Source organism: Cryobacterium sp. RTC2.1, from assembly GCF_035018685.1.
GTDB classification, from domain to species: domain Bacteria; phylum Actinomycetota; class Actinomycetes; order Actinomycetales; family Microbacteriaceae; genus Cryobacterium; species Cryobacterium glucosi.
The window spans coordinates 55108-81460 of record NZ_JASJXJ010000002.1 but is presented as its reverse complement, the minus strand read 5'-3'; the positions used below and the strand labels follow the sequence as shown (position 1 = coordinate 81460).

The following is a 26353-nucleotide window of genomic DNA, read 5'->3' as shown; positions in this document are numbered from 1 at the left end:
CGACGACCCCGTCGAGCGCTTCGGCGGTCTGCTCCTCGAGCACGTCGGTCAGCGGGCAGCCTGCCGAGGTCAGGGTCATGTGGATGATCAGGGCGTCGTTCTCGTCGTCCCAGCCCAGGTCGTAGATGAGGCCGAGGTCGACGACGTTGATGCCGAGCTCGGGGTCCATGACGTCTTTGAGCGCCTCTTCGATCTCATCGAATCGCTCGGGTGACAGCGTTGAAACCATGCGGTCAGCCTACGTTCGAATCGACGAGAAAGCGATCGTAGCCTTCGTCCTCGAGCCGGTCGGCAAGCTCGGGTCCGCCCTGCTCCGCGATCCGCCCGTTGACGAACACGTGCACGAAATCGGGCTCGATGTAGCGCAGGATGCGGGTGTAGTGCGTGATCAGGAGGATGCCGAGTCCGGTGTTCGCCTTGGCGCGGTTGACGCCCTCCGAGACGATCTTGAGCGCGTCGACGTCGAGGCCGGAGTCGGTTTCGTCGAGGATCGCGAACTTGGGCTTGAGCAGTTCGAGCTGCAGGATCTCGTTGCGCTTCTTCTCACCACCGGAGAAGCCCTCGTTCACGTTGCGCTCCGCAAAGCTCTTGTCCATGCGCAGGTTCGTCATGGACTGGCGGACGTCCTTGATCCAGGAACGGATCGCGGGCGCTTCGCCGTCGATCGCGGTCTTGGCGGTGCGCAGGAAGTTGGTGACGGTGACTCCGGGGATCTCGACCGGGTACTGCATCGCGAGGAAGAGGCCGGCGCGGGCGCGCTGGTCGACGGTCATGGTGAGGACTTCCTCACCGTCGAGCAGGATCGAGCCGCTGTCGGCGTGGTACTTGGGGTGGCCGGCGATCGTGTACGCGAGGGTCGACTTGCCGGAGCCGTTCGGCCCCATGATGGCGTGGATCTCACCCTCGTTGATCGTGAGGTTGACACCCTTCAGGATCTGCTTGGTGCCCTGGTCGGTCTCGACGCTGACGTGCAGGTCCTTGATCTCAAGAACTGACATGGATTCTCTGGTCTCTTTCATTCAACGGCGCGCAGGCGCCGGTACGTGTGGGGGTTACGCGGTGACGTAGTGCGGGGTCGGGTCGATGAAGACGTCGCCGTTGATCAGCTCGACCGTGAACACCGGAACGGGTTCGTAGGCGGGCAGGTTGAGCGGGCGACCGCTCTTCAGGGAGAACTTGGAGCCGTGTGCCCAGCATTCGACCGTGTCGTCTTCGACGAATCCCTCGGAGAGGGAGATGTCGCCGTGCGTGCAGGTGTCGCCGATCGCGAAGACGTCGCCGGCGCTGTCCCGCACCACGACGATGGGGACTCCGTCGATCTCAACCTTGACGGCCTGATTCTCTTCGAGTTCGTCGAAGGCGCAGATCTTCGTGGACGCCATGGTCAGTTCTCCTTGGTTGTTGCGGGTGCGCGGACCTCGTCGGTGCTGCGCAGTTCGGCTTCGATGGCCGCCTGGAGGCGGTCTTCGAGCGGTTGGGATCCGATGTGCTGCACGATCTCGCTCAGGAAGCCGCGCACGACGAGTCGCCGGGCCTCGTCTTCCGTGATTCCGCGGGACTGCAGATAGAACAGCTGCTCATCGTCGAAGCGGCCGGTCGCACTCGCGTGCCCGGCGCCCTTGATGTCACCCGTCTCGATCTCGAGGTTCGGGATCGAGTCCGCGCGGGTGCCTTCGGTCAGCACGAGGTTGCGGTTCTGTTCGTAGCTGTCGGTTCCGGGAGCATTGCGCCCGATCAGGACGTCGCCGATCCAGACCGTCCGAGCGCCTGCGCCCTGCAGGGCGCCCTTGTAGGTCACCCGGCTGCGGCTGTTCGCGGCGTCGTGGTGCACGTACACCTGCTGTTCGAGGTGCTGGCCGGCATCCGCGAAGTAGAGACCGTAGAGGTCGGTGTCGGAGCCGGGACCGGCGAGGCGCACCGAGGGGTTGACCCGCACGATGCTGCCGCCGAGGGACACGACGACGTGCTTGAGGTAGGCGTCGCGGCCGACGGATGCGAAGTGGTTGGCCAGCTGAACGGCACCGGTGTTCCACTCCTGCAGCGTGACGACCGTGAGGTGCGCGGATTCGCCGACGATGATCTCGAGGTTTTCGGTGAGGCGTGCGTCGCCGGTGTTCTCGAGGATGATCGTCGCCCGGCTGAACGGCCTGGCCTCGATGATCGTGTGGGCGCCGCGCGGGCCGGTGCCGAGACGGGCCCGGGTGATCGTGATCTCCTTGTCCTCTTCACCGGTGACGGTGATGGCCAGGGCCTTCTCGAAGCTCGTCCAGGCGTTGGCGGCGGCTCGTTCCTCCGGGGCGCCGACCGAACCGATGCGGGCGTCATCGCGCCCGACCCAGTCGATCGCGACACCGTCGGTCGGGGTCGAGTCGACGTCGTAGGCTGCGCCGTCGAGCTCGCCGGCCGTGAGGTCGGTGAACTTGGCGACCGGTGAGAGCTTCCATACGGCCTCGCGCCCCGTGACGGGGGCGAAGTCGGCGACGTCGACGCTCTTGAAGCGGTCGTTCCTGGTCTGCACGGGGACGAAGCCGAAGCGTCCGTCCGAGTGCGCCTTGATGCCGTGCTGTTCGCTGGTGGGCAGTGCTGCTGTTGTTGAAGTCGGGGCGGCGGACATTTAGCCGACGGATCCTTCCATGCCCATTTCGATGAGCTTGTTGAGTTCGAGGGCGTACTCCATCGGGAGCTCCCGTGCGATCGGTTCGATGAATCCTCTGACGATCATGGCCATGGCCTCGTCCTCGGGCATACCGCGGCTCATCAGGTAGAACAACTGCTCCTCGCTGACGCGGGAGACGGTGGCCTCATGGCCGAGCTGCACGTCGTCGACACGGATGTCGATGGACGGGTAGGTGTCGGAGCGGGACTGGGTGTCGACGAGCAGCGCGTCGCAGCGCACGGTGTTCGCGGAGTGGTGCGCACCGGCATCCACCCGGACTTCACCGCGGTACCCCGAGCGGCCGCCGCCGCGGGCGATGGACTTGGACACGATCGAGGACTGCGTGTACGGGGCCATGTGGATCATCTTGGCGCCGGCGTCCTGATGCTGGCCGGGACCGGCGAAGGCCACGGACAGGGTTTCGCCCTTGGCGTGCTCGCCCATCAGGTAGATCGACGGGTACTTCATGGTGACCTTGGAGCCGATGTTGCCGTCGATCCATTCCATGGTCGCGCCCTCTGCGGCTGTTGCGCGCTTCGTGACGAGGTTGTAGACGTTGTTCGACCAGTTCTGGATCGTCGTGTACCGAACTCGGGCGTTCTTCTTCACGATGATCTCGACGACGGCGGAGTGCAGCGAGTCCGACGAGTAGATCGGGGCGGTGCAGCCCTCGATGTAGTGCACGTAGCTGCCCTCGTCGGCGATGATGAGCGTGCGCTCGAACTGGCCCATGTTCTCCGTGTTGATCCGGAAGTACGCCTGGAGCGGGATCTCGACGTGCACGCCGGGCGGAACGTAGACGAAGGAGCCGCCAGACCAGACCGAGGTGTTGAGCGCGGCGAACTTGTTGTCACCGGAGGGGATCACGGTGCCGAAGTACTCCTTGAAGACCTCGGGGTATTCCTTGAGCGCGGTGTCCGTGTCCATGAAGATGACGCCCTGGGCTTCGAGCTCCTCATTGATCTGGTGGTAGACGACCTCTGACTCGTACTGGGCCGCGACGCCGGAGACGAGGCGCTGGCGCTCCGCCTCGGGGATGCCGAGCTTCTCGTAGGTCTTCTTGATGTCGTCAGGCAGGTCTTCCCAGGTCTGGGCCTGCTTCTCCGTTGAACGCACGAAGTACTTGATGTTGTCGAAGTCGATTCCGGACAGGTCGGCGCCCCACGTGGGCATCGGCTTGCGCTCGAACAGTTCGAGGGCCTTGAGCCGGCGCTGCAGCATCCAGTCCGGCTCGTTCTTGAGCTTCGAGATGTCGGTCACGACCTCTGGCGAGACGCCACGGCGGGCGGATGCGCCGGCCGCGTCGGAATCGGACCAGCCGAATTCGTACGTTCCCAGGCCCGCGAGTTCGGGTCGGTCGAGCAGGACGTCAGACATATTTACCTCTTCTCCCATCCACGACAACCCGGATATTAGTCCGGTCATTCCCGCACGGCTCCAGGCGAAGACGTGCGATGAACGGGTTGCGTGGGCGGCTACGTTGCGTACCTAAGATGATTAGAGGCGGCGAGGTGTCGAACCGCGGTTTGTACAACCGCGTGATCACCGCCCAGAAACACCTAATTCTACAGGTTCCCGATGCGTTAAGTGGCCGGACCCGGCGATTTCACATGCACCAGGCCCGAGAGGAAGCAGAACCCGTGAAACGGATTTCGGAATGGCTGCCCACGAGCGTTGACCGAAGGGTCCGCCTGATCGCGTGGGTGTACCTCGCCGCGCAGATCCTCCTCGTCGGCACGGGCGGCCTCGTCCGCCTGACAGGCTCAGGGCTCGGTTGCCCGACCTGGCCGAAATGCACCGACGGTTCGCTCGTCAACACGCCGGAGATGGGCATCCACGGCGTCATCGAGTTCGGCAACCGCCTGCTCGGTGCCGTACTCGGCCTCGTCGCGGTCCTTGCCTTCCTCGCCGTCGTGCGGCTGCGTCGCGAACGCCCCGACCTGTTCCGCCTCGCCCTGTTCGCCGGGCTCGGCATCCCCGCCCAGGCGGTCATCGGGGGCATCAGCGTGCTCACGCAGCTCGACCCCACCGTCGTCGGACTGCACTTCGTCATCTCCGCAGTGCTCGTGGCGCTCTGCACGGCCTTCGTCTACCGGGTCTACACCGGCAACGGCCAGCGGGCTGCCGTCGTGCCCCGCTGGTACGCGATCCTCACGCATGTGACGAGCGCCGTGGTCGCCGTCACAATCGTCGTCGGCATCCTTACGACCGGTTCCGGGCCGCACGCCGGTGACGAGAACGCACCGCGAAACGGGCTCGACTCGGAGTTCCTGCAGCACGTGCACAGCTGGCCCGCCTACCTGACCGTCGCGCTCACCATCGCCCTCGTCATCGGCGCCTGGGGCCTCGGCCGGTCGCTCCGCACCTGGACCCTGGCCCTGCTCGGTGTCGAGGCCGTCCAGGTCGTCGTGGGGCTCGTTCAGGCGAACACCGGACTACCGACCGGCCTCGTCGGAATCCACATGGTCCTCGCGTGCGTACTCGCGGCCGCGATGACCGCCGTCGTACTGCACCTCAAAGAGCCGGTGGCGCAGCCCGTCGACGCCACTCCCCCGGTTCCGCACCAGGCAACCGCACGCTGACGCACCCGGCTCTGCTGGGAAGCCCCCGCGCGACCTAGAAGGGGAGCAACGGGTCGACGCCCACGGCGACGAAGAGCAGTGTCAGGTACGTGATCGAACCGTGGAACACCCGCATCGGCGAGACCACCTCGTGACGGATAGCGAGGTTGTACAGGCGGTGGGTCTCGTAGATGAACCAGCCGCCGGTGACGAGCGCGACCCCGGTATAGAGCAGGCCCATCGAAGCGACCGGGATCAGGAGCAGTGAGCACGCGACGGTCGCCCACGCGTAGAGGATGACCTGGAGGCCGACCTGGGCGCGTCCGCGCACGACGGCGAGCATCGGGACGCCGGCGGCCTGGTACTCGGCGCGGTATTTCATGGAGAGCGGCCAGTAGTGCGGCGGGGTCCACAGGAAGATGATCGCGAACAGGATCAGCGGCGGCCAGGACAGGTCGCCGGTGACGGCGGCCCAGCCGATCAGTACGGGCATGCAGCCGGCGATTCCGCCCCAGACGATGTTCTGGGCGGTGCGGCGCTTGAGGATGATCGTGTAGAAAACGACGTATAGCAGGATTGCGCCGAGCGAGAGAGCCGCGGCGACCCAGTTCGTGAAGACCAGGAGCCACACGATCGACGCGGCACCGAGCACCCACGCGAAGACGAGGGCCTCCCGGTCGCTGAGCTCGCCGGTGACGAGCGGCCGGTTCATCGTGCGCTTCATCACGCGATCGATGTCGCGGTCGATGTAGCAGTTGAACGCGCCGGCGGATCCTGCGCTGAGCGCCCCGCCGATGAGGGTCGCGAGCACGAGCCACAGGCTCGGAATCCCGCGTTCGGCGAGCAGCATGGTCGGCGCTGTCACAACGAGTAACAGTTCGACGACCCGCGGCTTGGTCAGGGAGAGGTAGGCGAGGAAGGTCCGACGGAAGCCTCGCGCTCCCCTGCCGCCGGGCGCCTGCACGCCCGCGGGGGTCGCGTCCTGGGAGATCTGCATAGTGGATTGAGTCTAACCAGTCCCGGCCGGGCGGAAGCCCATTCGAGGATCGTTCAGCTTTACGCCGGTCAACCTCACCCGGCCATGCCGACTGCCTATACTTGGGGGTGCTCGCCAATCATGGCGCGTGTCGGTGCGTCCTGGAAAATGGGCATTCGCCTGCCGCGCCGGATGACGTCGATGTCCACGGGCGCGCTCAATCCAACGGGTGCGGGTTTCCAAGGCCTGCCCTAGCTTGACGAAGGGTAACTACGAAGTGGCAGCACTGCAGTGGGATTCGATTGACAACAGGGCGGTCGACACGGCTCGCATTCTCGCGGCGGACGCCGTGGAGAAGGTCGGGAACGGCCACCCGGGCACGGCGATGAGCCTCGCCCCCGTCGCATACCTTCTCTTCCAGAAGGTCATGCGCCGCGATCCCTCTGACAATGAATGGATCGGCCGCGACCGCTTCATTCTCTCGGTCGGCCACAGCTCCCTGACCCAGTACGTCCAGCTCTACCTGGGCGGTTACGGCCTCGAGCTCGACGACCTCAAGGCTCTCCGCACCTGGGGTTCCAAGACCCCCGGTCACCCGGAATACGGCCACACCGACGGTGTCGAGATCACGACGGGCCCGCTCGGCCAGGGCCTCGCGTCCGCCGTCGGCTTCGCATACGCGTCCCGCTTCGAACGCGGACTGTTCGACCCTGAGACCGCGGCGGGCGAGAGCCCCTTCGACCACTTCGTCTACGTCATCGCGGGCGACGGCGACATGCAGGAGGGCATCACGAGCGAGGCATCCTCCCTCGCCGGCCACCAGCAGCTCGGCAACCTGATCGCGATCTACGACTCCAACCAGATCTCGATCGAGGACGACACCAACATCGCCTTCACCGAAGACGTCGCCGCCCGGTACGAGGCCTACCACTGGCACGTGCAGACCGTGGACTGGAAGAAGACCGGCGAATACGTCGAAGACCTCCACGCTCTCAACGACGCGATCGACGCGGCGAAGGCCGTCACGGACAAGCCGTCGCTGATCATCCTCAAGACGATCATCGGCTGGCCGAGCCCGAAGAAGCAGAACACCGGCAAGATCCACGGCTCGGCGCTCGGCGCCGCGGAACTCGCAGCCGTGAAGGAGGTCCTCGGCTTCGATCCGGCCGAGAACTTCTTCGTCGCCCCCGATGTCATCGAGCACACCCGCGAGGCGCTCACCCGCGGCTCCGACGAGCATGCCCGGTGGACGGTGCAGTTCGACGCCTGGGCCGCCGCGAACCCGGACGGCAAGGTCCTCCTCGACCGGATCCTGGCCGGCGACCTGCCCGAGGGCGTGGATGCCGCGCTGCCCGTCTTCGAGGCCGGCACCGAGGTCTCCACCCGTGCAGCTTCCGGCAAGGTCCTCACCGCGCTCGGCGCCGTGATCCCCGAGCTCTGGGGCGGTTCCGCCGACCTCGCCGAGTCGAACAACACCACCATCGGCGGTGCCCGGTCCTTCATTCCGGCCGAGCACTCGACCCACGAGTGGACCGGCAACGAGTACGGCCGCGTCCTGCACTTCGGGATCCGCGAGCACGCGATGGGCGCGATCCTGAACGGCATCGTGCTGCACGGCAACACCCGCCCGTTCGGTGGCACCTTCCTGATCTTCAGCGACTACATGCGCCCGGCCGTTCGCCTCGCTGCGCTGATGAAGGCGCCGTCGATCTTCGTCTGGACCCACGACTCCGTCGCCCTCGGCGAGGACGGCCCGACCCACCAGCCGGTCGAGCAGCTCGCGACCCTCCGCGCCATCCCCGGGCTCGACGTCGTGCGCCCCGGCGACGCCAACGAGGTCTCCTGGGCGTGGAAGACGATCCTCGAGCGCCGCGAAGGCCCCGCGGGCATCGTCCTCACCCGCCAGAACATCCCCGTGTTCGAGCGCGGCGACGGCGACGCGAGCGGCGAGGTCTTCGCCTCCGCCCGCAACGTCGCCAAGGGCGCGTACATTCTCGTCGAAGCGCCGAACGGCACCCCCGACGTCATCCTGATCGCCACGGGTTCCGAGGTCCAGCTGGCCGTGAACGCCCGTGCGGCGCTCGCGTCCGAGGGCATCAACGCCCGCGTCGTGTCTGCGCCGAGCCTCGAGTGGTTCCGGGAGCAGACAGCGGAGTACCGCGAGTCCGTGCTGCCCGCCGGCATCACCGCCCGCGTGTCCGTCGAGGCCGGTATCGCGCTGACCTGGGACCGCTACGTCGGCGACCGCGGCCGCAGCATCTCGATCGAGCACTTCGGCGCCTCCGCAGATTACAAGACGCTGTTCCGTGAATTCGGAATCACCACCGAGGCCGTCGTCGCCGCCGCGAAGGACTCGCTCGCCGCTCACTGAGCTCCCCGCCGGGCGGGGAACCTGCGGCAACGCTGAGCTCCCCGCCCGACTCCCGCACACGTCACACACCATGTATCACAAGGAGATTGTTCCCATGACCGATACCACCCCCACCGCCGAGCTCTCCGCCGCCGGCGTCAGCATCTGGCTCGACGACCTCTCCCGCCAGCGCATCGCCTCCGGCGGGCTGCAGGACCTCATCGACACCAGGAACGTCGTCGGCGTCACGACGAACCCGACCATCTTCGCCGGCGCGCTCAGCAAGGGCGAAGCCTACGTCGACCAGGTCGCCGCCCTCGCCGCGTCCGGCGCGACCGTGCAGGAAGCCGTCTTCGAGATCACGACCGACGACGTCACCGCAGCGAGCGACATCTTCCGTCCCGTCTACGACCGCACCAACGGTGTCGACGGCCGCGTCTCGATCGAGGTCGAGCCCGGCCTCGCCCACGACGCCGCCGGAACCGTCGCCCAGGCCCAGGAGCTGTGGGCCAAGGTCAACCGCCCCAACGCCATGATCAAGATCCCCGCGACCATCGAGGGCCTCGAGGCCATCACCGCGACGATCGCCCTCGGCATCAGCGTGAACGTCACCCTGATCTTCAGCCTGCAGCGTCACCGCGAGGTCATCAACGCGTACCTGTCCGGCCTCGAAAAGGCCAAGGCCGCCGGGATCGACCTGAGCACGATCCACTCCGTCGCGTCCTTCTTCGTCTCCCGCGTGGACACCGAGATCAACCAGCGCCTCGAGGCCATCGGCACCGAGACGGCGATCGCCCTCAAGAGCAAGGCCGGCGTCGCGAACGCGCAGCTCGCATACGAGGTCTTCCAGCAGGCCTTCTCCACCGAGCGCGCCCTCGGCCTCCTCGCGGCCGGCGCCAACAAGCAGCGTCCGCTCTGGGCGTCGACGGGCGTCAAGGATGCAGCGCTCCCCGACACCCTCTACGTGACGAACCTCGTCGCGCCCGAGGTCGTCAACACCATGCCGGAGAAGACCCTCGACGCGACCTTCGACCACGGGGTCATCCCGGCGGACTCGATCACGGGCGCATACGACGAGGCGAACGCTGTCCTCGACGCCCTTGCGAACGAAGGCGTTTCCTACGTCGACGTCACGCAGGTCCTCGAGTCCGAGGGCGTTGCGAAGTTCATCATTTCCTGGAACGAACTCCTCGACACCGTGACGGTTGCCCTGGACGCAGCCAAGAACAACGCGGAAGCCCCGTCGGCCCTGTGAGTTTCCGCATCGCGGTGACCGGGGCGGCGGCCGATGCGGCACGCCGAACCGTTCCCACCCTGGTGTCCGACCTGGTCGCCTCGGGGATCACGGCCCTCGACCCCGCACTGTGGGGCCCTGAGGCCGAGTCCGAGGCGGCCAAGCGTCTCGGCTGGACCGAGTCCGTTGCCGTTTCACGCCCGCTCGTCCCGGAGATCCTCGCTCTCCGGGCGACCCTGGCCTCGGCCGGTGTCACCCGGATCGCGCTCGCCGGCATGGGCGGTTCCTCGCTCGCACCGGAGGTCATCACCCGCACGGCCGGCGTCGCGTTGACCGTGCTCGACTCGACCGACCCCGGCCAGGTACTCGCGGCCCTCGACGACCACCTCGCGGAGACGGCGCTGGTCGTCTCCTCGAAGTCCGGGTCGACCGCGGAGACCGACAGCCAGTGTCGCGTGTTCGAACGCGCCTTCCGGGAAGCCGGCATCGACCCCATCGGCCGCATCGTCGTCGTGACCGACCCCGGTTCGCCGCTCGACACCTCCGCTCGGGCGGCCGGTTACCGCGTCTTCAACGCGGACCCGACCGTGGGAGGACGTTTCTCCGTGCTCACCGCGTTCGGGCTGGTTCCATCGGGACTCGCCGGCGTCGACATCGGTGAGCTGCTCGACGAGGCGGAGGCCGTTTCGCTCGCGCTCGCGGTCGACAGCCCGGAAAACCCCGGGCTCATCCTCGGCGCCGCGATCGCTGCGACGGAGCCACGGCGTGACAAGCTCGCGCTCGTCGCAGACGGCACCCACATCGTCGGGTTCCCTGACTGGGCGGAACAGCTCATCGCGGAGTCGACCGGCAAGATCGGCACCGGAATCCTCCCCGTTGTCCTCGAGCTCGGCGCCCCCGAACTCACCGAGAACCTCCCGGACCTGCAGGTCCTGCGCCTCGTCGAGGACGCGGGCACCACGATCTTTCCCGCGGACGGCACCGATGAGATCCGCGTGAGCGGCACCCTCGGCGCACAATTCCTGGTCTGGGAATACGCCACCGTGGTCGCTGGACGGCTGCTCGGGATCAACCCCTTCGACCAACCGGACGTGGAGGCAGCCAAGGTCGCCACCCGCGCGCTGCTCGACGGCCGACCCGAGCCGGCGCCCGCGGCGTTCATCTCCGACGGCATCGAGGTGCGCGGCACCGCACACGTCATCGGCGCGGCGAGCGACCTCGCCTCAGCGATCGACGCGCTCCTCGAGGAGCTCGGCCCCGACGGGTACGTCTCCGTCCAGGCCTACGTGAACCGCCTTGAGCTGCCACAGCTCGCCGGCATCCGTGACCTGGTCGCGAAGCTCTCGAAACGTCCCGTCACATTCGGCTGGGGCCCCCGGTTCCTGCACTCGACCGGCCAGCTCCACAAGGGCGGTCAGCCATCCGGTGTGTTCCTGCAGATCCTCGCGACCGCACAGGAGGACCTGTCGATTCCGGATCGTCCGTTCACCTTCGGCGAACTCATTCAGGCGCAGGCCAGCGGCGACGCGAGTGTTCTCGCTCAGCACGGCCGTCCGGTGCTCACCCTCACTCTCACCGACCCCGCGGCGAATATCGCCGCCCTGTTCGGCGCCCTCAAGTAGAAGTCGTCCCCTGCAGCGGGGCCTGCTCCGGCGGGCCTCGTTGCCACAGAAAAGGAGTTGCATGTCCCCGGTGGAAATCACCCCGGAGTTCAATCCGCTGCGGTCGTCCTCTGATTACCGTCTGAATCGCATCGCGGGGCCCTCGAGCCTCGTGATCTTCGGCGTAACCGGCGACCTGTCCCGGAAGAAACTCATGCCCGCGGTCTACGACCTCGCCAACCGCGGACTCCTTCCGCCCGGATTCGCCCTCGTCGGCTTCGCGAGGCGCGACTGGGACGACGAGGACTTCTCCCAAGTGGTCCACGACTCGGTCAAGCAGTATGCCCGCACCGAGTTCAACGAGGATGTCTGGGCCCAGCTCTCCGAGGGCATCCGCTTCGTGCAGGGCACCTTCGACGACGACGACTCCTTCGAACGGCTCAAGGACACCATCGCCGAGCTCGACCGCGAGCGGGGCACGATGGGCAACCATGCGTTCTACCTGTCGATCCCGCCGAAGGCGTTCCCGCAGGTCGTCGGCCAGTTGCGCCGGTCCGGCCTCGCCGAGCAGAAGGACGGCCAGTGGCGTCGTGTCGTGATCGAAAAGCCCTTCGGCAGCGACCTGAAAACCGCCCGTGAGCTCAACGACGTCGTCGAATCCGTGTTCCCGCCCGACTCCGTGTTCCGGATCGACCACTATCTGGGCAAAGAGACGGTGCAGAACATCCTCGCGCTGCGCTTCGCGAACCAGCTCTACGAACCGATCTGGAACTCGAACAACGTCGACCACGTGCAGATCACGATGGCCGAGGACATCGGCGTCGGAGGACGCGCGGGCTACTACGACGGAATCGGTGCCGCCAGGGACGTGATCCAGAACCACCTCCTGCAGCTCCTCGCCCTCACGGCGATGGAGGAGCCCATCTCCTTCGACGCGGCCGACCTGCGCACCGAGAAGGAGAAGGTCCTCGCATCCGTCCGGCTCCCGGACAACCTCGCGACCGGAACCGCCCGCGGCCAGTACGCCGGCGGTTGGCAGGGCGGTGAGAAGGTTCTCGGATTCCTCGAAGAGGACGGAATGGACCCGGAGTCGCTCACGGAAACCTACGCGGCGCTGCGCCTCACCATCGAGACGCGCCGCTGGTCCGGCGTGCCGTTCTATCTGCGGGCAGGCAAGCGACTCGGCCGCAGGGTGACCGAGATCGCTGTCGTGTTCAAGCGCGCCCCCCAGCATCTGTTCGCCAAGGAGAACACGGCTGCCCTCGGATCCAATGCACTCGTGATCCGGGTGCAGCCCGACGAGGGCGTCACGATCCGATTCGGCTCCAAGGTCCCCGGCGTCGGCATGCAGGTGCGCGACGTCACGATGGACTTCGGCTATGGCCATGCCTTCACCGAGGCGAGCCCGGAGGCGTACGAACGGTTGATCCTCGACGTGCTCCTCGGCGACCCGCCGTTGTTCCCCCGTCACGAAGAGGTCGAACTCTCGTGGAAGATCCTCGACCCGGTCGAGAAGTTCTGGTCCGAGCAGGGCCAGCCCGAACAGTACCGCCCCGGAACCTGGGGCCCCTCGTCCGCGGACGAGCTCTTGGCCAGGGACGGCCGTCAATGGAGGCGCCCATGATCGTCGATCTGCCAGACACGAACACCTCGAAGATCTCGAAGGCCCTCGTCCGCATCCGGGAAGAGGGCGGCGCCGTCGCCCTCGGCCGGGTGCTGACCCTGATCATCGCGTCGACCATGGGACGCGAGGAGGAGGCCATCGAGGCCGCAAACGACGCATCCCGTGAACATCCGATGCGCGTCATCGTCGTCTCCACCCAGGAAGAAACCGAATCGGAGACCCCCGTCGACGCGAAGGTCGACGCGGAGATCCGCGTCGGCGGAGACGCCGGGGCGAGCGAAGTCATCGTGCTGCGCGCGTACGGCGAAGCCGCGAGCGACCCGGAGAGCCTGGTCACAGGCCTCCTGCTGCCCGATGCCCCCGTCGTGACGTGGTGGCCGGGCGTCGCCCCCGTCATCCCGGCGGACTCTCCGCTCGGGCGCCTCGCTTACCGGCGGATCACGGATTCCTCCGCCCAGCCGGACCCGCAGGCCGCCCTGCACCGGCTGTGCTCCTCGTACCGCCCCGGCGACACCGACTTCGCCTGGACGCGGCTCACGCTCTGGCGGGCACAGCTCGCCGCCGTTCTCGACCAGCCGCCGTACGAGGCCGTCACAGCCGTCCAGGTCTCCGGCGCGGCCGACTCCCCCTCGACGACGCTGCTCGCCGCCTGGCTGCAGCTCCAGCTCGCCGTGGACGTCGACTACGAGTTCACCGGTGGGGCCAAAGCGAGCGGAATCCACGGCGTGCACTTCACCCGTGCATCCGGTGTGATCTCGCTCGAGCGTGAACTGCCGGGCATCGCAACCCTCACCCAGCCCGGCCAGCCCGTGCAGGACCTCACCCTCAAGCGCCGCAGCCTCCGGGATTGCCTCAGCGACGAGCTTCGCCGGCTCGATCCCGACGAGTTGTATGGTGAAGTGATCACCCGCGGACTGCCGAACCTGGACGCGGTTGCAGACAAAACCGGAGGACGACCGTGACACACGAACGACGCGTACTAGTGCATGCAGACCGGGCGGCCCTCGCCGCATCGGTCGCGGCACGATTCATCACCACCGCGGTCGACCTCCTCCACGAGGAGGGCGACATCCATGTCGTCCTCACCGGGGGAAGCGTCGCGACAGAGGTGCTCGACGCTGTCAACGCTTCCGCGGCCAGGGACACCGTCGACTGGGAGCACGTGAACTTCTGGTGGGGCGACGAACGCTGGTTGCCGTACGCCGACCCGGAACGCAACGAACTCCAGGCCCGTACCGCACTCCTCGACCACCTCGACATCCCCGCGGAGAACATCCACCCGTTTGCGTCCTCCGACGGACCGCTCGACCTCGACGCGGCCGGAGCGGCCTATGCGGAGGAGCTCGAAGCAGCCTCGAACGACGGAACCGTGCTGCCGCGCTTCGATATCACCTTCCTCGGCGTCGGCCCGGACGGGCACATCGCCTCGCTGTTCCCGCACCTCCCGGGAATCCGCGAGGACACCGCGAGCGTGCTCACGGTGCGCAACTCCCCCAAGCCCCCGGCCGAACGGCTCACCCTGAGCCGCCCTGCCCTGAACTCGTCGCGCTGCATCTGGCTGGTCCTCGCAGGGCCGGACAAGGCATCCGCCCTCGGGCTCGCACTCGCCGGTGCCAGCAGGGACGAGGTTCCTGTTGCGGGCATCAAGGGGCGCCGCTACACGAACTTCTTCGTGGACCGGGAAGCGGCCGCAGAGGTACCGGAGAACCTGACCGCGTCGTCGTTCTGACACCGTTCGCGCACGAAGAAGCCCCGACCGAGGTCGGGGCTTTTTCGTGTCCGATGGACGAAAGGACCGGAGCTAGTTGGTGGCGGAGAGCTTGCCGCGGCGAATGCGCAGCTGCAGCAGGGCTTCCTCGAGAAGGGAGTCCGCTTCCTCTTCCGTGCGGCGCTCCTTCACGTAGGCGAGGTGCGTCTTGTACGGTTCGAGCTTCACGACGGACGGCGGGTTCTCCTTGTCGCGGCCGGCCGGAAGCCCAGAGGACGGGCAGTCGATCGTCTCGGGGATTTCATCATCGGGCAGGTTCGCCGCGAAGTAGCGGACGGTCTCGTTGCCGAGAGCGTCCCAGTAGGAGACGCGGATCCGGTCCGCCTGGAAACCGCGGTCCTGCTCCCCCATGGGGCCGGCTCCGACCCTGGATCCACGAATTGCGCTGCCACCAGATGCCATTGTGTTCCTCCATGAAAGGCGATTGTGCTTGTGGCCGCACGGCCACGGGTGTGGGAAAAGCGAAGGGGGTGAGGGAGTTACAGTGCCGTGTCGAACTTGGTGATGAGGCCCAGGACGACGATGCACGCGATCCAGAGGACGGCGAGGATCACGGTGATGCGATTGAGGTTTCGTTCCGCAACGCCGGAGGCGCCGAGGTTCGAGGTGACGCCGCCACCGAACATATCGGAGAGGCCACCACCACGGCCCTTGTGCAGGAGGATGAGCATGGTGAGCAGGAGGCTCGTCAGTCCGAGGACAACCTGCAACACGACCTGGAGAATCTGCACGCGAAACCTTTCAGAATGGTGGAGTTTCTCCACCGGGATCAGTGATCATCATAGCCTGACTGACGAACCAGCCCGCCTCCCCTGGTCGGGGTGGCGGGCTGGAGCGGTGATATCAGGTGGAACTTCGGGCTAGACGCCCACGTGCTTCTGGAATCGGACGATGCTCGAGAACTCGTCGATATCCAGGCTTGCCCCGCCGACGAGCGCTCCGTCGACGTTGGGTTCGCGCATGTAGCCCGCGATGTTGACGCCCTTCACGGAACCGCCGTAGAGGATGCGGGTCTTGTCGGCCACATCCTGTCCGAGGGTCTCGCTGAGGACCAGGCGCAGCTGGGCTGCGACCTGTTCGGCCTGCTCAGGCGTTGCCGCCTGGCCGGAGCCGATGGCCCACACGGGCTCGTATGCCACTACGATGTCGGCCGCGCTGTCGATGCCGGACAGTGCGGTGCGCAGCTGGGCGACAGGGACGGCGCTCGGACCGTGCAGTTCCAGGTCCGCGGCGGTCTCGCCGACGCAGATGATCGGAACGAGTCCGTGCTTGACGGCGGCGGTGACCTTCGCGGCCACCTCCTCGTCGTTCTCACCGTGCAGCGTGCGACGCTCGGAGTGCCCGATGAGCACGTACGTGCACTCGAGCTGAGCGAGGAACGCGCCGGAGATCTCACCCGTGAAGGCGCCGGAATCGTGCGCCGAGACGTCCTGCGCGCCGAAGACGACGGGCAGCTTGTCGGCTGACACGAGCGTCTGCACGGAGCGAAGGTCGGTGAACGGCGGGAACACCGCAACCTCGACGGCCGCGAAGTCGTGCTTGGCGTCCTTGAGGTTCCAGGCGAGCTTCTGCACGAACGCGATGGCCTGGAGGTGATCCAGGTTCATCTTCCAATTGCCTGCAATCAGCGGGGTGCGCTGAGTGTTTACTGCCATCCGAGGACCTCCAGTCCTGGGAGACGCTTGCCTTCGAGGAACTCAAGGCTCGCGCCGCCACCGGTAGAAATGTGACCGAACTGGTCGTCCGTGAATCCGAGCGTGCGCACGGCGGCGGCGGAATCGCCACCTCCGACGACGCTGAGACCGTCAACCTCTGTGAGTGCGGCGGCCACCACACGGGTGCCCTCAGCAAACGGTGCGAGCTCGAACACGCCCATGGGGCCGTTCCAGAACACCGTCTTCGATGCGCGGATGATCGCGGCGAATGCCGCCGCCGTGTCCGGTCCGATGTCGAGGCCCAGACCGGTGGCACCGAATGCGGTGTCCTCGATCGAGTCGGCAGCGGTGACCACGTGCTCGGCGTCAGCTCCGAATTTGGAGGCGACGACGACATCCGTCGGCAGGACGATCTTCACGCCCAGGCGCTCGGCCTCGACCAGGTAACCGCGAACGGTTTCGATCTGGTCGGCCTCGAGCAGGCTTGCGCCCACCTTGTGGCCCTGAGCTGCGAGGAAGGTGAAGAGCATTCCGCCACCGATCAGCAGCGAGTTGACCCGCGGCAGGAGGTGACCGATCACGCCGAGCTTGTCCGAGACCTTCGAGCCGCCGAGGACGACCGTGTACGGCGCCTCCGGCTTTTCGGTGAGACGGTCGAGCACGTCGAGCTCGGCAGCGATCAGCAGGCCGGCAGCGCTCGGCAGGATTGCTGCCAGGTCGTACACGCTTGCCTGCTTGCGGTGAACGACGCCGAAGCCGTCGGACACGAGGACGTCGCCGAGGGCGGCGAGCTCGGTCGCGAAGGCGACCCGCTCTGCGTCGACCTTGCTCGTCTCCCCCGGGTTGAACCGGAGGTTTTCGAGCACGACGACGTCGCCGTTGGACAGCGCGCCGACGGCGGCCTTTGCGGCGTCACCGACGGTGTCGGTCGCGAAGGCGACGTCGTGTCCGAGCAGTTGCGCAAGGCGCACTGCGACGGGCGCGAGGCTGTACTTCTCTTCCGGTGCACCCTTCGGCCGTCCGAGGTGGGAGACGATGACCACGCGGGCGCCCTGTTCGAGCAGCGCCTTGATGGTCGGGAGGGACGCGCGAACGCGACCATCGTCCGTGATCTCGCCGTCTTTCAACGGCACGTTCAGGTCACAGCGGACGATGACGCGTTTTCCGGTGAGCAGCCCCAGCGATTCGATTGTACGAAGCGTCACTGCGGGCCCCTGCTACAGGCTCTTGGCGACGAGCGCGGTGAGGTCAACCATGCGGTTGGAGTAGCCCCACTCGTTGTCGTACCAGGACGACAGCTTGACCTGGTCGCCGATGACGCGCAGCAGGCCGGCGTCGAAGATCGAGGAGTGCGGGTCCGTCACGATGTCGCTGGAGACGATCTCGTCCTCCGTGTACATCAGGATGCCCTTGAGGGGACCGGACTCCGCAGCAGCCTTGTAGGCAGCCTTGATCGCTTCGATCGTGACGGGGCGCTCCGCGATGACGGTGAGGTCGGTGATGGAACCGGTGGGAACCGGAACGCGCAGTGCGAAGCCGTCAAGCTTGCCCTTGAGCTCGGGGAGGACGATGCCGAGGGCCTTGGCCGCACCGGTCGAGGTCGGGATGATGTTGATGGCTGCGGCGCGGGCGCGACGCAGGTCGGAGTGCGGGCCGTCCTGGAGGTTCTGGTCGGCGGTGTACGCGTGGATCGTCGTCATCAGGCCGGACTTGATGCCGAAGTTGTCGTTGAAGACCTTGGCCAAGGGCGCGAGGCAGTTCGTGGTGCAGGACGCGTTGGAGATGATGTCGAACTTGGCCGGGTCGTAGTCCTGCTCGTTGACACCCATGACGATCGTCGCTGCGTCGCCTGAGGCGGGAGCGGAAACGATGACCTTCTTGGCGCCTGCGGTGATGTGCTTGCGCGCATCCTCTGCCTTGGTGAAGCGGCCGGTGGACTCGATGACGATGTCGACGCCCAGGGCGCCCCAGGGAAGGTTGGCCGGGTCGCGCTCGGCGAGAACCTTAATCGGCTTGCCGTTGACGAGGATGGAGTCGCCCTCGACGGAAACGGTGGCGTTCAGGCGTCCGGTGATGGAGTCATATTTAAGAAGGTGGGCCAACGTCTTCGTGTCGGTCAGGTCGTTGACGGCGACGATCTCGATGTCGCTGCCCTGCGCCAGGGCGGCGCGAAGATAATTGCGGCCAATGCGGCCAAAGCCATTAATACCGATCTTTACAGACACGAATGTCTCCTAATCTTGTGCGCCGAAGCGCGGTTTCTTGTGGGTGAAATACACGGGGGACGGGCCCCTCACGGGGCCCGTCCTACGGCTGCGCTATGAGAGCAGCAGAAGCCCGTTGGTCTTTTCGCGAGCGATCGTGAATCGGTCCTGGACGTTCGCCCAGTTGACGATGTTCCAGAATGCCTTCACGTAGTCCGCACGCACGTTGCGATAGTCGAGGTAGTACGCGTGCTCCCAGACGTCGAGCATGAGTACCGGAATCGTGCCGGCTGCGAAGTTCGACTGCTGGTCGAAGAACTGCTGGATGATCAGGCGCTGCCCGATCGAATCCCAGGCGAGCACCGCCCAGCCGGATCCCTGCACACCGAGGGCTGCCGCCGTGAAGTGCGCCTGGAACTTGTCGAAGGAACCGAAGAAGTCCTCGATGGCGCTCGCAAGCTCGCCTGTGGGCTTGTCGCCGCCGTCCGGGGAGAGGTTGGTCCAGAAGATGGAGTGGTTGACGTGACCGCCGAGGTTGAAGGCGAGGTCTTTTTCAAGCTTGTTGACGTTGGCCAGCTGGCCGGAGTCGCGAGCTTCCGCAAGCTGCGCGAGGGCGGTGTTCGCGCCGGTCACGTAGGCCTGGTGGTGCTTGCTGTGGTGAAGTTCCATGATGGTGCCGCTGATGCTCGGCGCGAGCGCCGAGTAGTCATAGGCGAGAGCGGGCAAAGTGTATTCAGCCATTCATATCTCCTCTGTCGAGTTGGCGCGAAGTACTCCGCCACGAGTGTGTAAGCGACGTTTCAAGTCTACTCAGGTCAGGGTGCCCCGCTGACGAGGGGGCCTCAAACATCGTCGAGGTCAGCCGGAAGGTTCGCATCGGTTCCGGGGATCCCGAGGTCGACGGCCTTTTTGTCCGCCATGGCGAGCAAGCGGCGGATGCGTCCGGCGACGGCGTCCTTCGTCATGGGCGGATCGGCGTGGTGGCCCAGTTCGTCGAGGCTGGAGTCGCGGAACGAGAGGCGCAACTCGCCTGCGTAACGGAGGTGTTCCGGAATATCGCTGCCGAGGATTTCCATCGCGCGCTGCACGCGGGCGCACGCCGCAACGGCGGCCTGCGCGCTGCGGCGGAGGTTGGCGTCGTCGAAATTGACGAGGCGGTTGGCCGTTGCGCGCACCTCACGGCGCTGTCGGAGCGCTTCCCAGTTGAGCACGGTCTCCGCCGCACCCATGTGCACGAGCATGGCGCCGATGGCGTCGCCGTCGCGGATCACGACCCGGTGCACGCCCCGCACCTCACGGGCCTTGGCGACGACGCCGAGTCGACCGGCCGTACCGACGAGGGCCATCGCGGCCTCGTTGCCCGGGCAGGTCACTTCGAGGGCCGCCGAGCGACCTGGGTCGGTGAGGGAGCCGTTCGCGAGGAACGCACCGCGCCAGACGGCGGCGATCTCTTCCTTGGACCCCGTGGTCAGCCGGTTCGGCAGACCTCGGATGGGGCGTCGCCGGGCGTCGAGCAGGCCGGTCTGTCTGGCCAGGGTTTCTCCCCCATCGAGCACGCGCACCAGGAAGTGGCTGGTGCGGCGCAGGCCGGATGCCGAAATCACGGAGACTTCGCTGCGGACGCCGTAGAGTTCGGCGAGGTCCTTCCGCACCCGGCGGGCGAGGAGTGCGGTGTCGAGCTCGGATTCGATCGCGATCCGGCTGTTGATCATGTGCAGGCCGCCGGAGAATCGCAGGATCGTCGCGAGCTCCGCCGCCCGCACCGTGGTCTTCGACACGTCAACCCGTGCAAGTTCATCTTTGACGTCGGCCGTGAGTGCCAATCGTTTGTCCATTCTGTCGTACTGACCCCAAAATGGGTCGGTCTGTGGTCTGTGTGGCCCGGCGCAGCCCGCGGGGCGGCGCACCGGGCGGGGTCTTACTCCCGGCCGAGGTCGCGATTCTTGAGGCTTATCGCGACTCCGGGCAGATCGCCGATCCGGCGAGCGATTTCGCGGGCCATCGCCACCGAGCGATGCTTGCCGCCCGTACAGCCGATGGCGATGGTGGCGTGGCGTTTGTTCTCGCGCTGGTAGCCCGCCAGCACCGGTGCGAGCGCCAGGGAGTAGTGCTCGATGAAGTCCAGGGCGCCTTCCTGGGCCAGCACGTAGTCCCGCACTTCGGGGTCCTGTCCGGTGTGGGAGCGGAGTTCGGGCACCCAGAACGGATTCGGCAGGAAGCGGACATCGGCGACCATGTCGACATCCGTGGGAAGACCGTACTTGAAGCCGAAACTCATGACCGTGACGTGCACGCCTGCGGCATCTTCGGCCGCGAAGCGTTCGCTGATGGTCGTCGCGAGCTGGTGGATGTTGAGGTCGGACGTGTCGATGACCATGTCGCACGATTCACGGACGGCGCGCAACCGGGTGCGTTCGGCGTCGATGCCATCGAGGATGGTGCCGTCGCCCTGCAGCGGATGCGGACGGCGCACGGACTCGAAACGCCGCACGAGGACGTCGTCCCTGGCCTCGAGAAAGATCACGCGCAACTGGGAGCCGTTGCGGAGGGACTGCACGATCTCCTGGAAGTCCGCGAAGAAGTCACGGCCGCGGATGTCCACGACGGCGGCGATCTTGGGCAGGCTCGTGCCCGCCTTGCCGGCGAGTTCGACGAGCGGGCGCAGCATTTGCGGCGGAAGGTTGTCGACGACGTACCAGCCGAGGTCTTCGAGGGCGTTGGCCACTGTCGAACGCCCGGCCCCGGACATTCCCGTGACGATAAGCATTTCCTGCTTGTCGTTCTCCGTCATCCTGGGGGTGCGCCTTCTGTCGGTGGTGGGCCTGTCAGTCCAGCCTACCGACCGAGATCGGTTTCAGGCGCGAAAGTGCTGGTGGATCGTCGCCGCGAGGCCTGGTCCGATGCCGCGGACCTCCGCGATTGCCTCGATGGGGGCCTCTTTGAGCCGGGCGACGGATCCGAAATGCTGCAACAGCACTTTGACCCGTGCCGGGCCGAGGCCGGCGATCTCGCCGAGGACCGTTGCGATGTCGCGTTTGCGGCGGGCGCGCTGGTGGGTGATCGCGAAGCGGTGGGCCTCGTCCCGGATCCGCTGGATGAGGAAGAGTGCGTCGCTGTTGCGCGGCAGGATGACGGGATAGTCCGAGTCCGGCAGCCAGATCTCCTCGAGGCGCTTGGCGATGCCGCACAGCTGGATGCCGGTGACCCCGGATTCGCGAAGCGCCCTGGCCGCCGCAGCGACCTGCGGCTGGCCGCCGTCGACGATCAGGAGGTTCGGCTGGTACCGGAACTTCTTGCGTCTGGCCGGCGAGTCCGGCGACGCACCCGCGGGATCCGGTGCGGGCTCCGTGCCGGCATCCGTTGCAGGGCCGTCGTCTGGCACGAGGTAGGCGAGGCGCCTGGTCAGGGTGCGGTAGATCGAGTCGGTGTCGTCTGTGGACTCCGGGATGCTGAAGCGCCGGTATTCGTCCGTGCGTGGAAGCCCGTCTTCGAAGACCACCATCGAGGCGACGATGTTCGTGCCGCTCAGGTGCGAGACGTCATAACACTCCATTCGGAGCGGCGCCGAGTCCATACCGAGCGCCTCCTGGATGTCCTCGAGCGCCTTGGAGCGTGCGACGAAGTCGGAGCTGCGGCGGGTCTTGTAGAGCATCAGTGCCTGCCGTGCGTTCTGGGTGGCCGTCGCGAGCAGAGCGGCCTTCTCGCCGCGCTGGGCGGCCACGAGGTGCACCTTGCGCCCGGCGATGCCGCCGAGCCATTCTTCGAGCGCTGCGGAGTCGTCAGGAAGCAACGGGACGACGACCTCCCGCGGCGGCACGGCGTCCCTGGAGTATGCGGTCTGCAGCAGGGAATCGATAAGCTCCCCTGTTGTCAGGTCCAGCTCCTTGTCGACGACCCAGCCGCGGACACCGCGGATCCGGCCGCCGCGCACGATGAACAGCTGCACAGCCGCAGCGAGCTCGTCCTCCTCGACGGCGAACAGGTCGATGTCGACGTTGTCACGCAGCACGACCGCACTCTTCTCGAGCACGTTCGTGAGCGCCTTGACCTGGTCTCGCCGCTTGGCCGCGAGCTCGTACTGCTGGCCGAGGGCAGCGGCCTTCATCTCGTTGGTCAGTCGGTTGATCATGGTGCGGTCCTGGCTCGCCATGAAACTCACGAATTCGTCGACGATGACGCGGTGCTCCTCGATCGAGACCTTCTGGGAGCACGGGCCGAAGCAGCGGCCGATCTGGCCGGCGAAACACGGTTTCCCCGATTGCATGGCGCGTTTGTAGTTGGCGTTGTTGCAGGTGCGGATCGGGAAGGCCTTGAGCATCAGGTCGATCGTCTCGTGAACGGCCCAGACCTTGGGGTACGGGCCGAAATAACGCGCGCCGCGGATGCCGGTGGTGCGGGTGACGAGGGCGCGCGGCGCCTCGTCTGCGAGGGTCACGGCGAGGTATGGGTAGGACTTGTCGTCCTTGAACTGCACGTTGAACGGCGGGTCGAACTCGTTGATCCAGGTCCATTCGAGCTGGAGGGCCTCGACCTCGGTTCCGACTGTGGTCCACTCGACGGACGCGGCCGTCGTGACCATGCGCCGGGTGCGCTCGTGCAGGCTGCTGAGCGGCGCGAAGTAGTTGCTGAGGCGGGCGCGCAGGTTCTTGGCCTTGCCGACGTAGAGCACCCGCCCGGTCTCGTCGCGAAAGCGGTACACGCCAGGGACCGTGGGGATCTCCCCCGCCTTCGGCCGATAGCTCAACGCGTCCGACATGAACTCTCCTGGTACTTCCCCGCGCCGGACAGAAACCGGCCGAACAGAATTTTAGCGCGCCGCCAGGATCTCTTTGAGGAAGGTGCCCGTGTGGCTCTTCTTGACGGTCGCGATGTGCTCCGGTGTTCCGGTCGCGAGCACGCGCCCGCCGCCGGACCCGCCCTCCGGCCCGAGGTCGATCACCCAGTCGGCCGATTTGATCACGTCGAGGTTGTGCTCGATCACGATCACGGTGTTGCCCTTGTCGACGAGACTGTTGAGCACCAGCAGGAGCTTGCGCACGTCTTCGAAGTGCAGCCCGGTCGTGGGTTCGTCGAGCACGTAGACGCTGCGGCCGTTCGAGCGACGCTGGAGTTCGGTGGCGAGCTTGACGCGCTGCGCCTCACCTCCGGAGAGCGTCGTGGCGCTCTGGCCGAGGCGCACATAGCCGAGTCCGACCTCGACGAGGGTCTTCAGGAAGCGGTGGATCGCCGAGATCGGCTCGAAGAATTCCGCAGCCTCGCTGATCGGCATGTCGAGGACCTCGGCGATGTTCTTGCCCTTGTAGTGAACGGTGAGGGTGTCGCGGTTGTACCGCGCTCCCCCGCAGACCTCGCACGCGACATAGACGTCGGGCAGGAAGTTCATCTCGATCTTGATCGTGCCGTCGCCGGAGCAGGCTTCGCAGCGGCCGCCCTTGACGTTGAAGCTGAACCGGCCGGGCAGGTAGCCCCGCGCCTTCGCCTCGATCGTCTCCGAGAAGAGGGTGCGGATCTTGTCGAACACGCCCGTGTACGTCGCCGGGTTGGACCGAGGGGTGCGGCCGATCGGGGCCTGGTCGACGTGGATGACCTTGTCCAGCTGCTCGAGCCCGGTGACCCTGGTGTGCTTGCCGGGGAGCTTGCGGGCGCCGTTCAGCCGGTTGGCGAGCACCCGGTAGAGGATGTCGTTGACGAGGGAGGACTTTCCGGAGCCGCTCACGCCGGTGACGGCGGTGAAGGTGCCGAGCGGGAACGTCACGGAGACCTTCTTGAGGTTGTTCGCCTCCGCCCCGATCACGTTGATCTGGCGGTCAGGGTCGATCGGCCTGCGCGTCTCAGGCGTCTCTATCGACTTGCGGCCGGCGAGGTAGTCTCCCGTGAGCGACTCCCGGTTCTCCAGGAGGCTCGCGTAGGAGCCGGAGTGCACGACGTGGCCGCCGTTCACGCCGGCGCCGGGACCGATGTCGACGATCCAGTCGGCCATCTTGATGGTGTCCTCGTCGTGTTCGACGACGATGAGGGTGTTTCCGAGGTCGCGGAGGGCGACGAGGGTCTCGATGAGTCGCCGGTTGTCCCGCTGGTGCAGGCCGATGCTCGGCTCGTCGAGCACGTAGAGCACCCCGGTCAACCCGGAGCCGATCTGCGTGGCCAGACGGATGCGCTGGGCCTCTCCGCCGGAGAGGCTCGCGGCTGCGCGGGCCAGGTTCAGGTAGTTGAGGCCGACCCGGATCAGGAAGTCCAGCCGCGCCTTGATCTCGCGGAGGACCTGGGCCGCGATCATGGCCTCACGGTCGGTCAGTTCGAGCAGGTCCATGAACGACCGGGCGTCCGCGAGGCTCAGGTTGCAGACATCCGCGATGCTGGAGCCGTGGATCAGCACGGCGAGGACCTCGGGCTTGAGCCGGGTGCCCGAGCAGACCGGGCAGTCGATCTCGCGGAGGTACTCGCCCCAGCGGGCCCGCTGGGTGTCGGACTCCGCCTGCAGGTACTGGCGTTCGATGTACGGCACGACGCCTTCGAAGCCGGAGGTGTAGCTCATCTCACGGCCGTAGCGGTTCTTCCACTTCACGCGGACCTCGAAGTTGTCGCCGCGGAGCACGGCATTCTGCACGTCGGGCGTGAGTTCGCCCCAGGGGGTGTCGAGTGAGAAGTCGAGGTCGTGCGCGAGGCCGTCGAGCAGCTTCTCGTAGTACTGGAAGAGTCCCTTGCCCTGGGTGGTCCAGGGCAGCACGACGCCCTCCGCGATGCTGAGGTCAGGGTCGCCGAGAAGGAGATCCTGGTCGACGGACATTCGCGTGCCGAGGCCGGAGCACTCGGGGCAGGCGCCGAAGGGCGCGTTGAAGGAGAAGGTGCGCGGTTCGATCTCGGTGAGCTGCACGGGGTGGTTGTTCGGGCAGGAGAGCTTCTCGGAGTAGCTCTGCCACGCCGCGTCACCCTCCCCGTCGACGTAGTTGATCTGGACGATGCCGTCGGTGAGTTTGAGCGCGGTCTCGAGGGAGTCGGTCAGGCGGCTGAGGAGTTCCGGCGCCGCGACGAGGCGGTCGACGACCACGGAGATGTCGTGCTTGAGCTGCTTCTTGAGCGTCGGCGGTTCGCTGAGCTGGATCTGGGTGCCGTCGACCATGGCGCGGGAGTAGCCGCCGGCGGCGAGCTCCTTGAACAGGTCGACGAACTCGCCCTTCTTCTGGGAGACGACCGGGCTCAGGATCTGGTACCGGGTGCCCTGCGGAAGTTCCATGAGCTGGTCGGCGATCTGCTGAACGGTCTGGGCCTGGATGACCTCGCCGCAGACGGCGCAGTGCGGCACTCCGATGCGCGCCCAGAGCAGGCGCATGTAGTCGTAGACCTCGGTGATCGTGCCGACCGTCGACCGCGGGTTGCGGTTGGTCGACTTCTGGTCGATCGAGACGGCGGGGCTGAGCCCCTCAATGAAGTCGACGTCCGGCCGGTCGACCTGGCCGAGGAACTGGCGTGCGTACGCGGAGAGCGACTCGACGTAGCGGCGTTGCCCCTCCGCGAAGATGGTGTCGAACGCGAGTGAGGACTTGCCCGAACCGGACAGTCCCGTGAAGACGACCAGGGAATCCCTGGGGATCTCCAAATCGACGTTGTGCAGGTTGTGCACACGCGCACCGCGGACACTGAGCTTGGACCCGGACGTTACCTTGGAAATTGACACCGTTCGAGTCTATTGAGTGCCACCGACACTCCTGCGCCCCGGACGCACG

The 26353-nt window shown here is 66.5% G+C and carries 23 protein-coding genes; 7 read left to right on the top strand and 16 right to left on the bottom strand.

Annotated elements, in window-relative coordinates:
• From QN357_RS00700 to sufB, 5 genes are all read right to left on the bottom strand, one after another.
• Window positions 1-229 (bottom strand): metal-sulfur cluster assembly factor (locus tag QN357_RS00700; protein WP_323504284.1); only part of this gene is annotated, 229 nt, incomplete at its 3' end.
• A gap of 4 nt (window positions 230-233) precedes the next feature.
• On the bottom strand, window positions 234-998 hold the full coding sequence (gene sufC / locus QN357_RS00695) for a Fe-S cluster assembly ATPase SufC (protein ID WP_134448678.1): 765 nt from the start codon (window positions 996-998) through the stop codon (window positions 234-236).
• Between the two features lie 54 nt (window positions 999-1052).
• Window positions 1053-1382 carry a non-heme iron oxygenase ferredoxin subunit gene (locus tag QN357_RS00690; RefSeq protein WP_134448679.1) on the bottom strand — a complete coding sequence of 110 codons (330 nt, stop codon included), beginning with the start codon at window positions 1380-1382 and terminating at the stop codon, window positions 1053-1055.
• Between the two features lie 2 nt (window positions 1383-1384).
• The gene (gene sufD, locus QN357_RS00685) at window positions 1385-2614 is read right to left on the bottom strand and encodes a Fe-S cluster assembly protein SufD (protein WP_134560129.1); all 1230 of its coding nucleotides are present in this window, start codon (window positions 2612-2614) and stop codon (window positions 1385-1387) included.
• A complete protein-coding gene (sufB, locus tag QN357_RS00680; protein WP_134448681.1) occupies window positions 2615-4033 on the bottom strand; it encodes a Fe-S cluster assembly protein SufB in 1419 nt (472 codons plus the stop codon).
• A 263-nt stretch (window positions 4034-4296) separates the two neighbouring features.
• Here sufB and QN357_RS00675 point away from each other — a divergent pair, with 263 nt between their 5' ends.
• Window positions 4297-5238, top strand: coding sequence for a COX15/CtaA family protein (locus QN357_RS00675; RefSeq protein ID WP_134560127.1), 942 nt, complete (start codon window positions 4297-4299; stop codon window positions 5236-5238).
• A 34-nt stretch (window positions 5239-5272) separates the two neighbouring features.
• Here the strand turns inward: QN357_RS00675 and QN357_RS00670 are convergent, their stop codons facing one another.
• A complete protein-coding gene (locus QN357_RS00670) occupies window positions 5273-6214 on the bottom strand; it encodes a heme o synthase (RefSeq protein WP_134448683.1) in 942 nt (313 codons plus the stop codon).
• A 256-nt stretch (window positions 6215-6470) separates the two neighbouring features.
• On the opposite strand from QN357_RS00670, the gene tkt reads away from it, so the two are divergent.
• The 6 genes from tkt to pgl all read left to right on the top strand — a co-directional run bounded on the left by tkt (window position 6471) and on the right by pgl (window position 14731).
• On the top strand, window positions 6471-8564 hold the full coding sequence (gene tkt, locus QN357_RS00665) for a transketolase (RefSeq protein ID WP_323504283.1): 2094 nt from the start codon (window positions 6471-6473) through the stop codon (window positions 8562-8564).
• A gap of 94 nt (window positions 8565-8658) precedes the next feature.
• Window positions 8659-9798 (top strand): transaldolase, encoded by a 1140-nt coding sequence (gene tal, locus QN357_RS00660; protein ID WP_134448685.1) that lies wholly within the window; start codon window positions 8659-8661, stop codon window positions 9796-9798.
• Window positions 9795-11399, top strand: a complete 1605-nt coding sequence (locus QN357_RS00655) for a glucose-6-phosphate isomerase (protein ID WP_134448686.1) — start codon at window positions 9795-9797, stop codon at window positions 11397-11399. Before tal ends, QN357_RS00655 begins: the two co-directional genes overlap by 4 nt.
• Window positions 11400-11460: 61 nt before the next feature.
• Complete coding sequence (gene zwf, locus QN357_RS00650) at window positions 11461-13002, top strand: glucose-6-phosphate dehydrogenase (RefSeq protein WP_134448687.1); 1542 nt, start codon at window positions 11461-11463, stop codon at window positions 13000-13002.
• Window positions 12999-13964 carry a glucose-6-phosphate dehydrogenase assembly protein OpcA gene (locus QN357_RS00645; protein WP_134448688.1) on the top strand — a complete coding sequence of 322 codons (966 nt, stop codon included), beginning with the start codon at window positions 12999-13001 and terminating at the stop codon, window positions 13962-13964. Before zwf ends, QN357_RS00645 begins: the two co-directional genes overlap by 4 nt.
• Window positions 13961-14731 carry a 6-phosphogluconolactonase gene (gene pgl, locus QN357_RS00640; protein ID WP_134448689.1) on the top strand — a complete coding sequence of 257 codons (771 nt, stop codon included), beginning with the start codon at window positions 13961-13963 and terminating at the stop codon, window positions 14729-14731. Before QN357_RS00645 ends, pgl begins: the two co-directional genes overlap by 4 nt.
• 72 nt (window positions 14732-14803) lie before the next feature.
• On the opposite strand, the gene QN357_RS00635 is transcribed toward pgl, so the two are convergent.
• The 10 genes from QN357_RS00635 to uvrA all read right to left on the bottom strand — a co-directional run bounded on the left by QN357_RS00635 (window position 14804) and on the right by uvrA (window position 26304).
• The gene (locus QN357_RS00635; RefSeq protein WP_134560126.1) at window positions 14804-15172 is read right to left on the bottom strand and encodes an RNA polymerase-binding protein RbpA; all 369 of its coding nucleotides are present in this window, start codon (window positions 15170-15172) and stop codon (window positions 14804-14806) included.
• A 77-nt stretch (window positions 15173-15249) separates the two neighbouring features.
• The gene (gene secG, locus QN357_RS00630; protein ID WP_134448691.1) at window positions 15250-15501 is read right to left on the bottom strand and encodes a preprotein translocase subunit SecG; all 252 of its coding nucleotides are present in this window, start codon (window positions 15499-15501) and stop codon (window positions 15250-15252) included.
• Between the two features lie 129 nt (window positions 15502-15630).
• Window positions 15631-16425: a triose-phosphate isomerase gene (tpiA, locus tag QN357_RS00625; protein ID WP_134448692.1), complete on the bottom strand. Its 795-nt coding sequence runs from the start codon at window positions 16423-16425 to the stop codon at window positions 15631-15633.
• Window positions 16416-17630, bottom strand: a complete 1215-nt coding sequence (locus QN357_RS00620; protein ID WP_134448693.1) for a phosphoglycerate kinase — start codon at window positions 17628-17630, stop codon at window positions 16416-16418. The genes tpiA and QN357_RS00620 overlap by 10 nt, the downstream gene beginning before the upstream one ends.
• Before the next feature lie 12 nt (window positions 17631-17642).
• The gene (gene gap, locus QN357_RS00615; RefSeq protein WP_134448694.1) at window positions 17643-18650 is read right to left on the bottom strand and encodes a type I glyceraldehyde-3-phosphate dehydrogenase; all 1008 of its coding nucleotides are present in this window, start codon (window positions 18648-18650) and stop codon (window positions 17643-17645) included.
• 93 nt (window positions 18651-18743) lie between these two features.
• Complete coding sequence (locus QN357_RS00610; RefSeq protein ID WP_134561132.1) at window positions 18744-19370, bottom strand: superoxide dismutase; 627 nt, start codon at window positions 19368-19370, stop codon at window positions 18744-18746.
• 101 nt (window positions 19371-19471) lie between these two features.
• Window positions 19472-20452 carry a DNA-binding protein WhiA gene (gene whiA, locus QN357_RS00605; RefSeq protein ID WP_134448754.1) on the bottom strand — a complete coding sequence of 327 codons (981 nt, stop codon included), beginning with the start codon at window positions 20450-20452 and terminating at the stop codon, window positions 19472-19474.
• Between the two features lie 95 nt (window positions 20453-20547).
• Window positions 20548-21420 carry an RNase adapter RapZ gene (gene rapZ, locus QN357_RS00600; protein ID WP_134448696.1) on the bottom strand — a complete coding sequence of 291 codons (873 nt, stop codon included), beginning with the start codon at window positions 21418-21420 and terminating at the stop codon, window positions 20548-20550.
• 63 nt (window positions 21421-21483) lie between these two features.
• The gene (uvrC, locus tag QN357_RS00595; RefSeq protein WP_134448697.1) at window positions 21484-23385 is read right to left on the bottom strand and encodes an excinuclease ABC subunit UvrC; all 1902 of its coding nucleotides are present in this window, start codon (window positions 23383-23385) and stop codon (window positions 21484-21486) included.
• A gap of 51 nt (window positions 23386-23436) precedes the next feature.
• Entirely contained in the window at window positions 23437-26304 is a 2868-nt protein-coding gene (gene uvrA / locus QN357_RS00590; protein WP_322140815.1) for an excinuclease ABC subunit UvrA, read from the bottom strand.
• Between the last annotated feature and the right edge of the window lie 49 nt (window positions 26305-26353).

Coding starts and splice junctions, on each gene's coding strand:
- QN357_RS00645 (WP_134448688.1), top strand. CDS start 12,999: ATGATCGTCGATCTGCCAGACACGAACACCTCGAAGATCTCGAAGGCC.
- QN357_RS00610 (WP_134561132.1), bottom strand. CDS start 19,370: ATGGCTGAATACACTTTGCCCGCTCTCGCCTATGACTACTCGGCGCTC.
- zwf (WP_134448687.1), top strand. CDS start 11,461: ATGTCCCCGGTGGAAATCACCCCGGAGTTCAATCCGCTGCGGTCGTCC.
- QN357_RS00670 (WP_134448683.1), bottom strand. CDS start 6,214: ATGCAGATCTCCCAGGACGCGACCCCCGCGGGCGTGCAGGCGCCCGGC.
- QN357_RS00690 (WP_134448679.1), bottom strand. CDS start 1,382: ATGGCGTCCACGAAGATCTGCGCCTTCGACGAACTCGAAGAGAATCAG.
- tpiA (WP_134448692.1), bottom strand. CDS start 16,425: ATGGCAGTAAACACTCAGCGCACCCCGCTGATTGCAGGCAATTGGAAG.
- rapZ (WP_134448696.1), bottom strand. CDS start 21,420: ATGACGGAGAACGACAAGCAGGAAATGCTTATCGTCACGGGAATGTCC.
- sufB (WP_134448681.1), bottom strand. CDS start 4,033: ATGTCTGACGTCCTGCTCGACCGACCCGAACTCGCGGGCCTGGGAACG.
- QN357_RS00635 (WP_134560126.1), bottom strand. CDS start 15,172: ATGGCATCTGGTGGCAGCGCAATTCGTGGATCCAGGGTCGGAGCCGGC.
- sufC (WP_134448678.1), bottom strand. CDS start 998: ATGTCAGTTCTTGAGATCAAGGACCTGCACGTCAGCGTCGAGACCGAC.
- uvrC (WP_134448697.1), bottom strand. CDS start 23,385: ATGTCGGACGCGTTGAGCTATCGGCCGAAGGCGGGGGAGATCCCCACG.
- sufD (WP_134560129.1), bottom strand. CDS start 2,614: ATGTCCGCCGCCCCGACTTCAACAACAGCAGCACTGCCCACCAGCGAA.
- tal (WP_134448685.1), top strand. CDS start 8,659: ATGACCGATACCACCCCCACCGCCGAGCTCTCCGCCGCCGGCGTCAGC.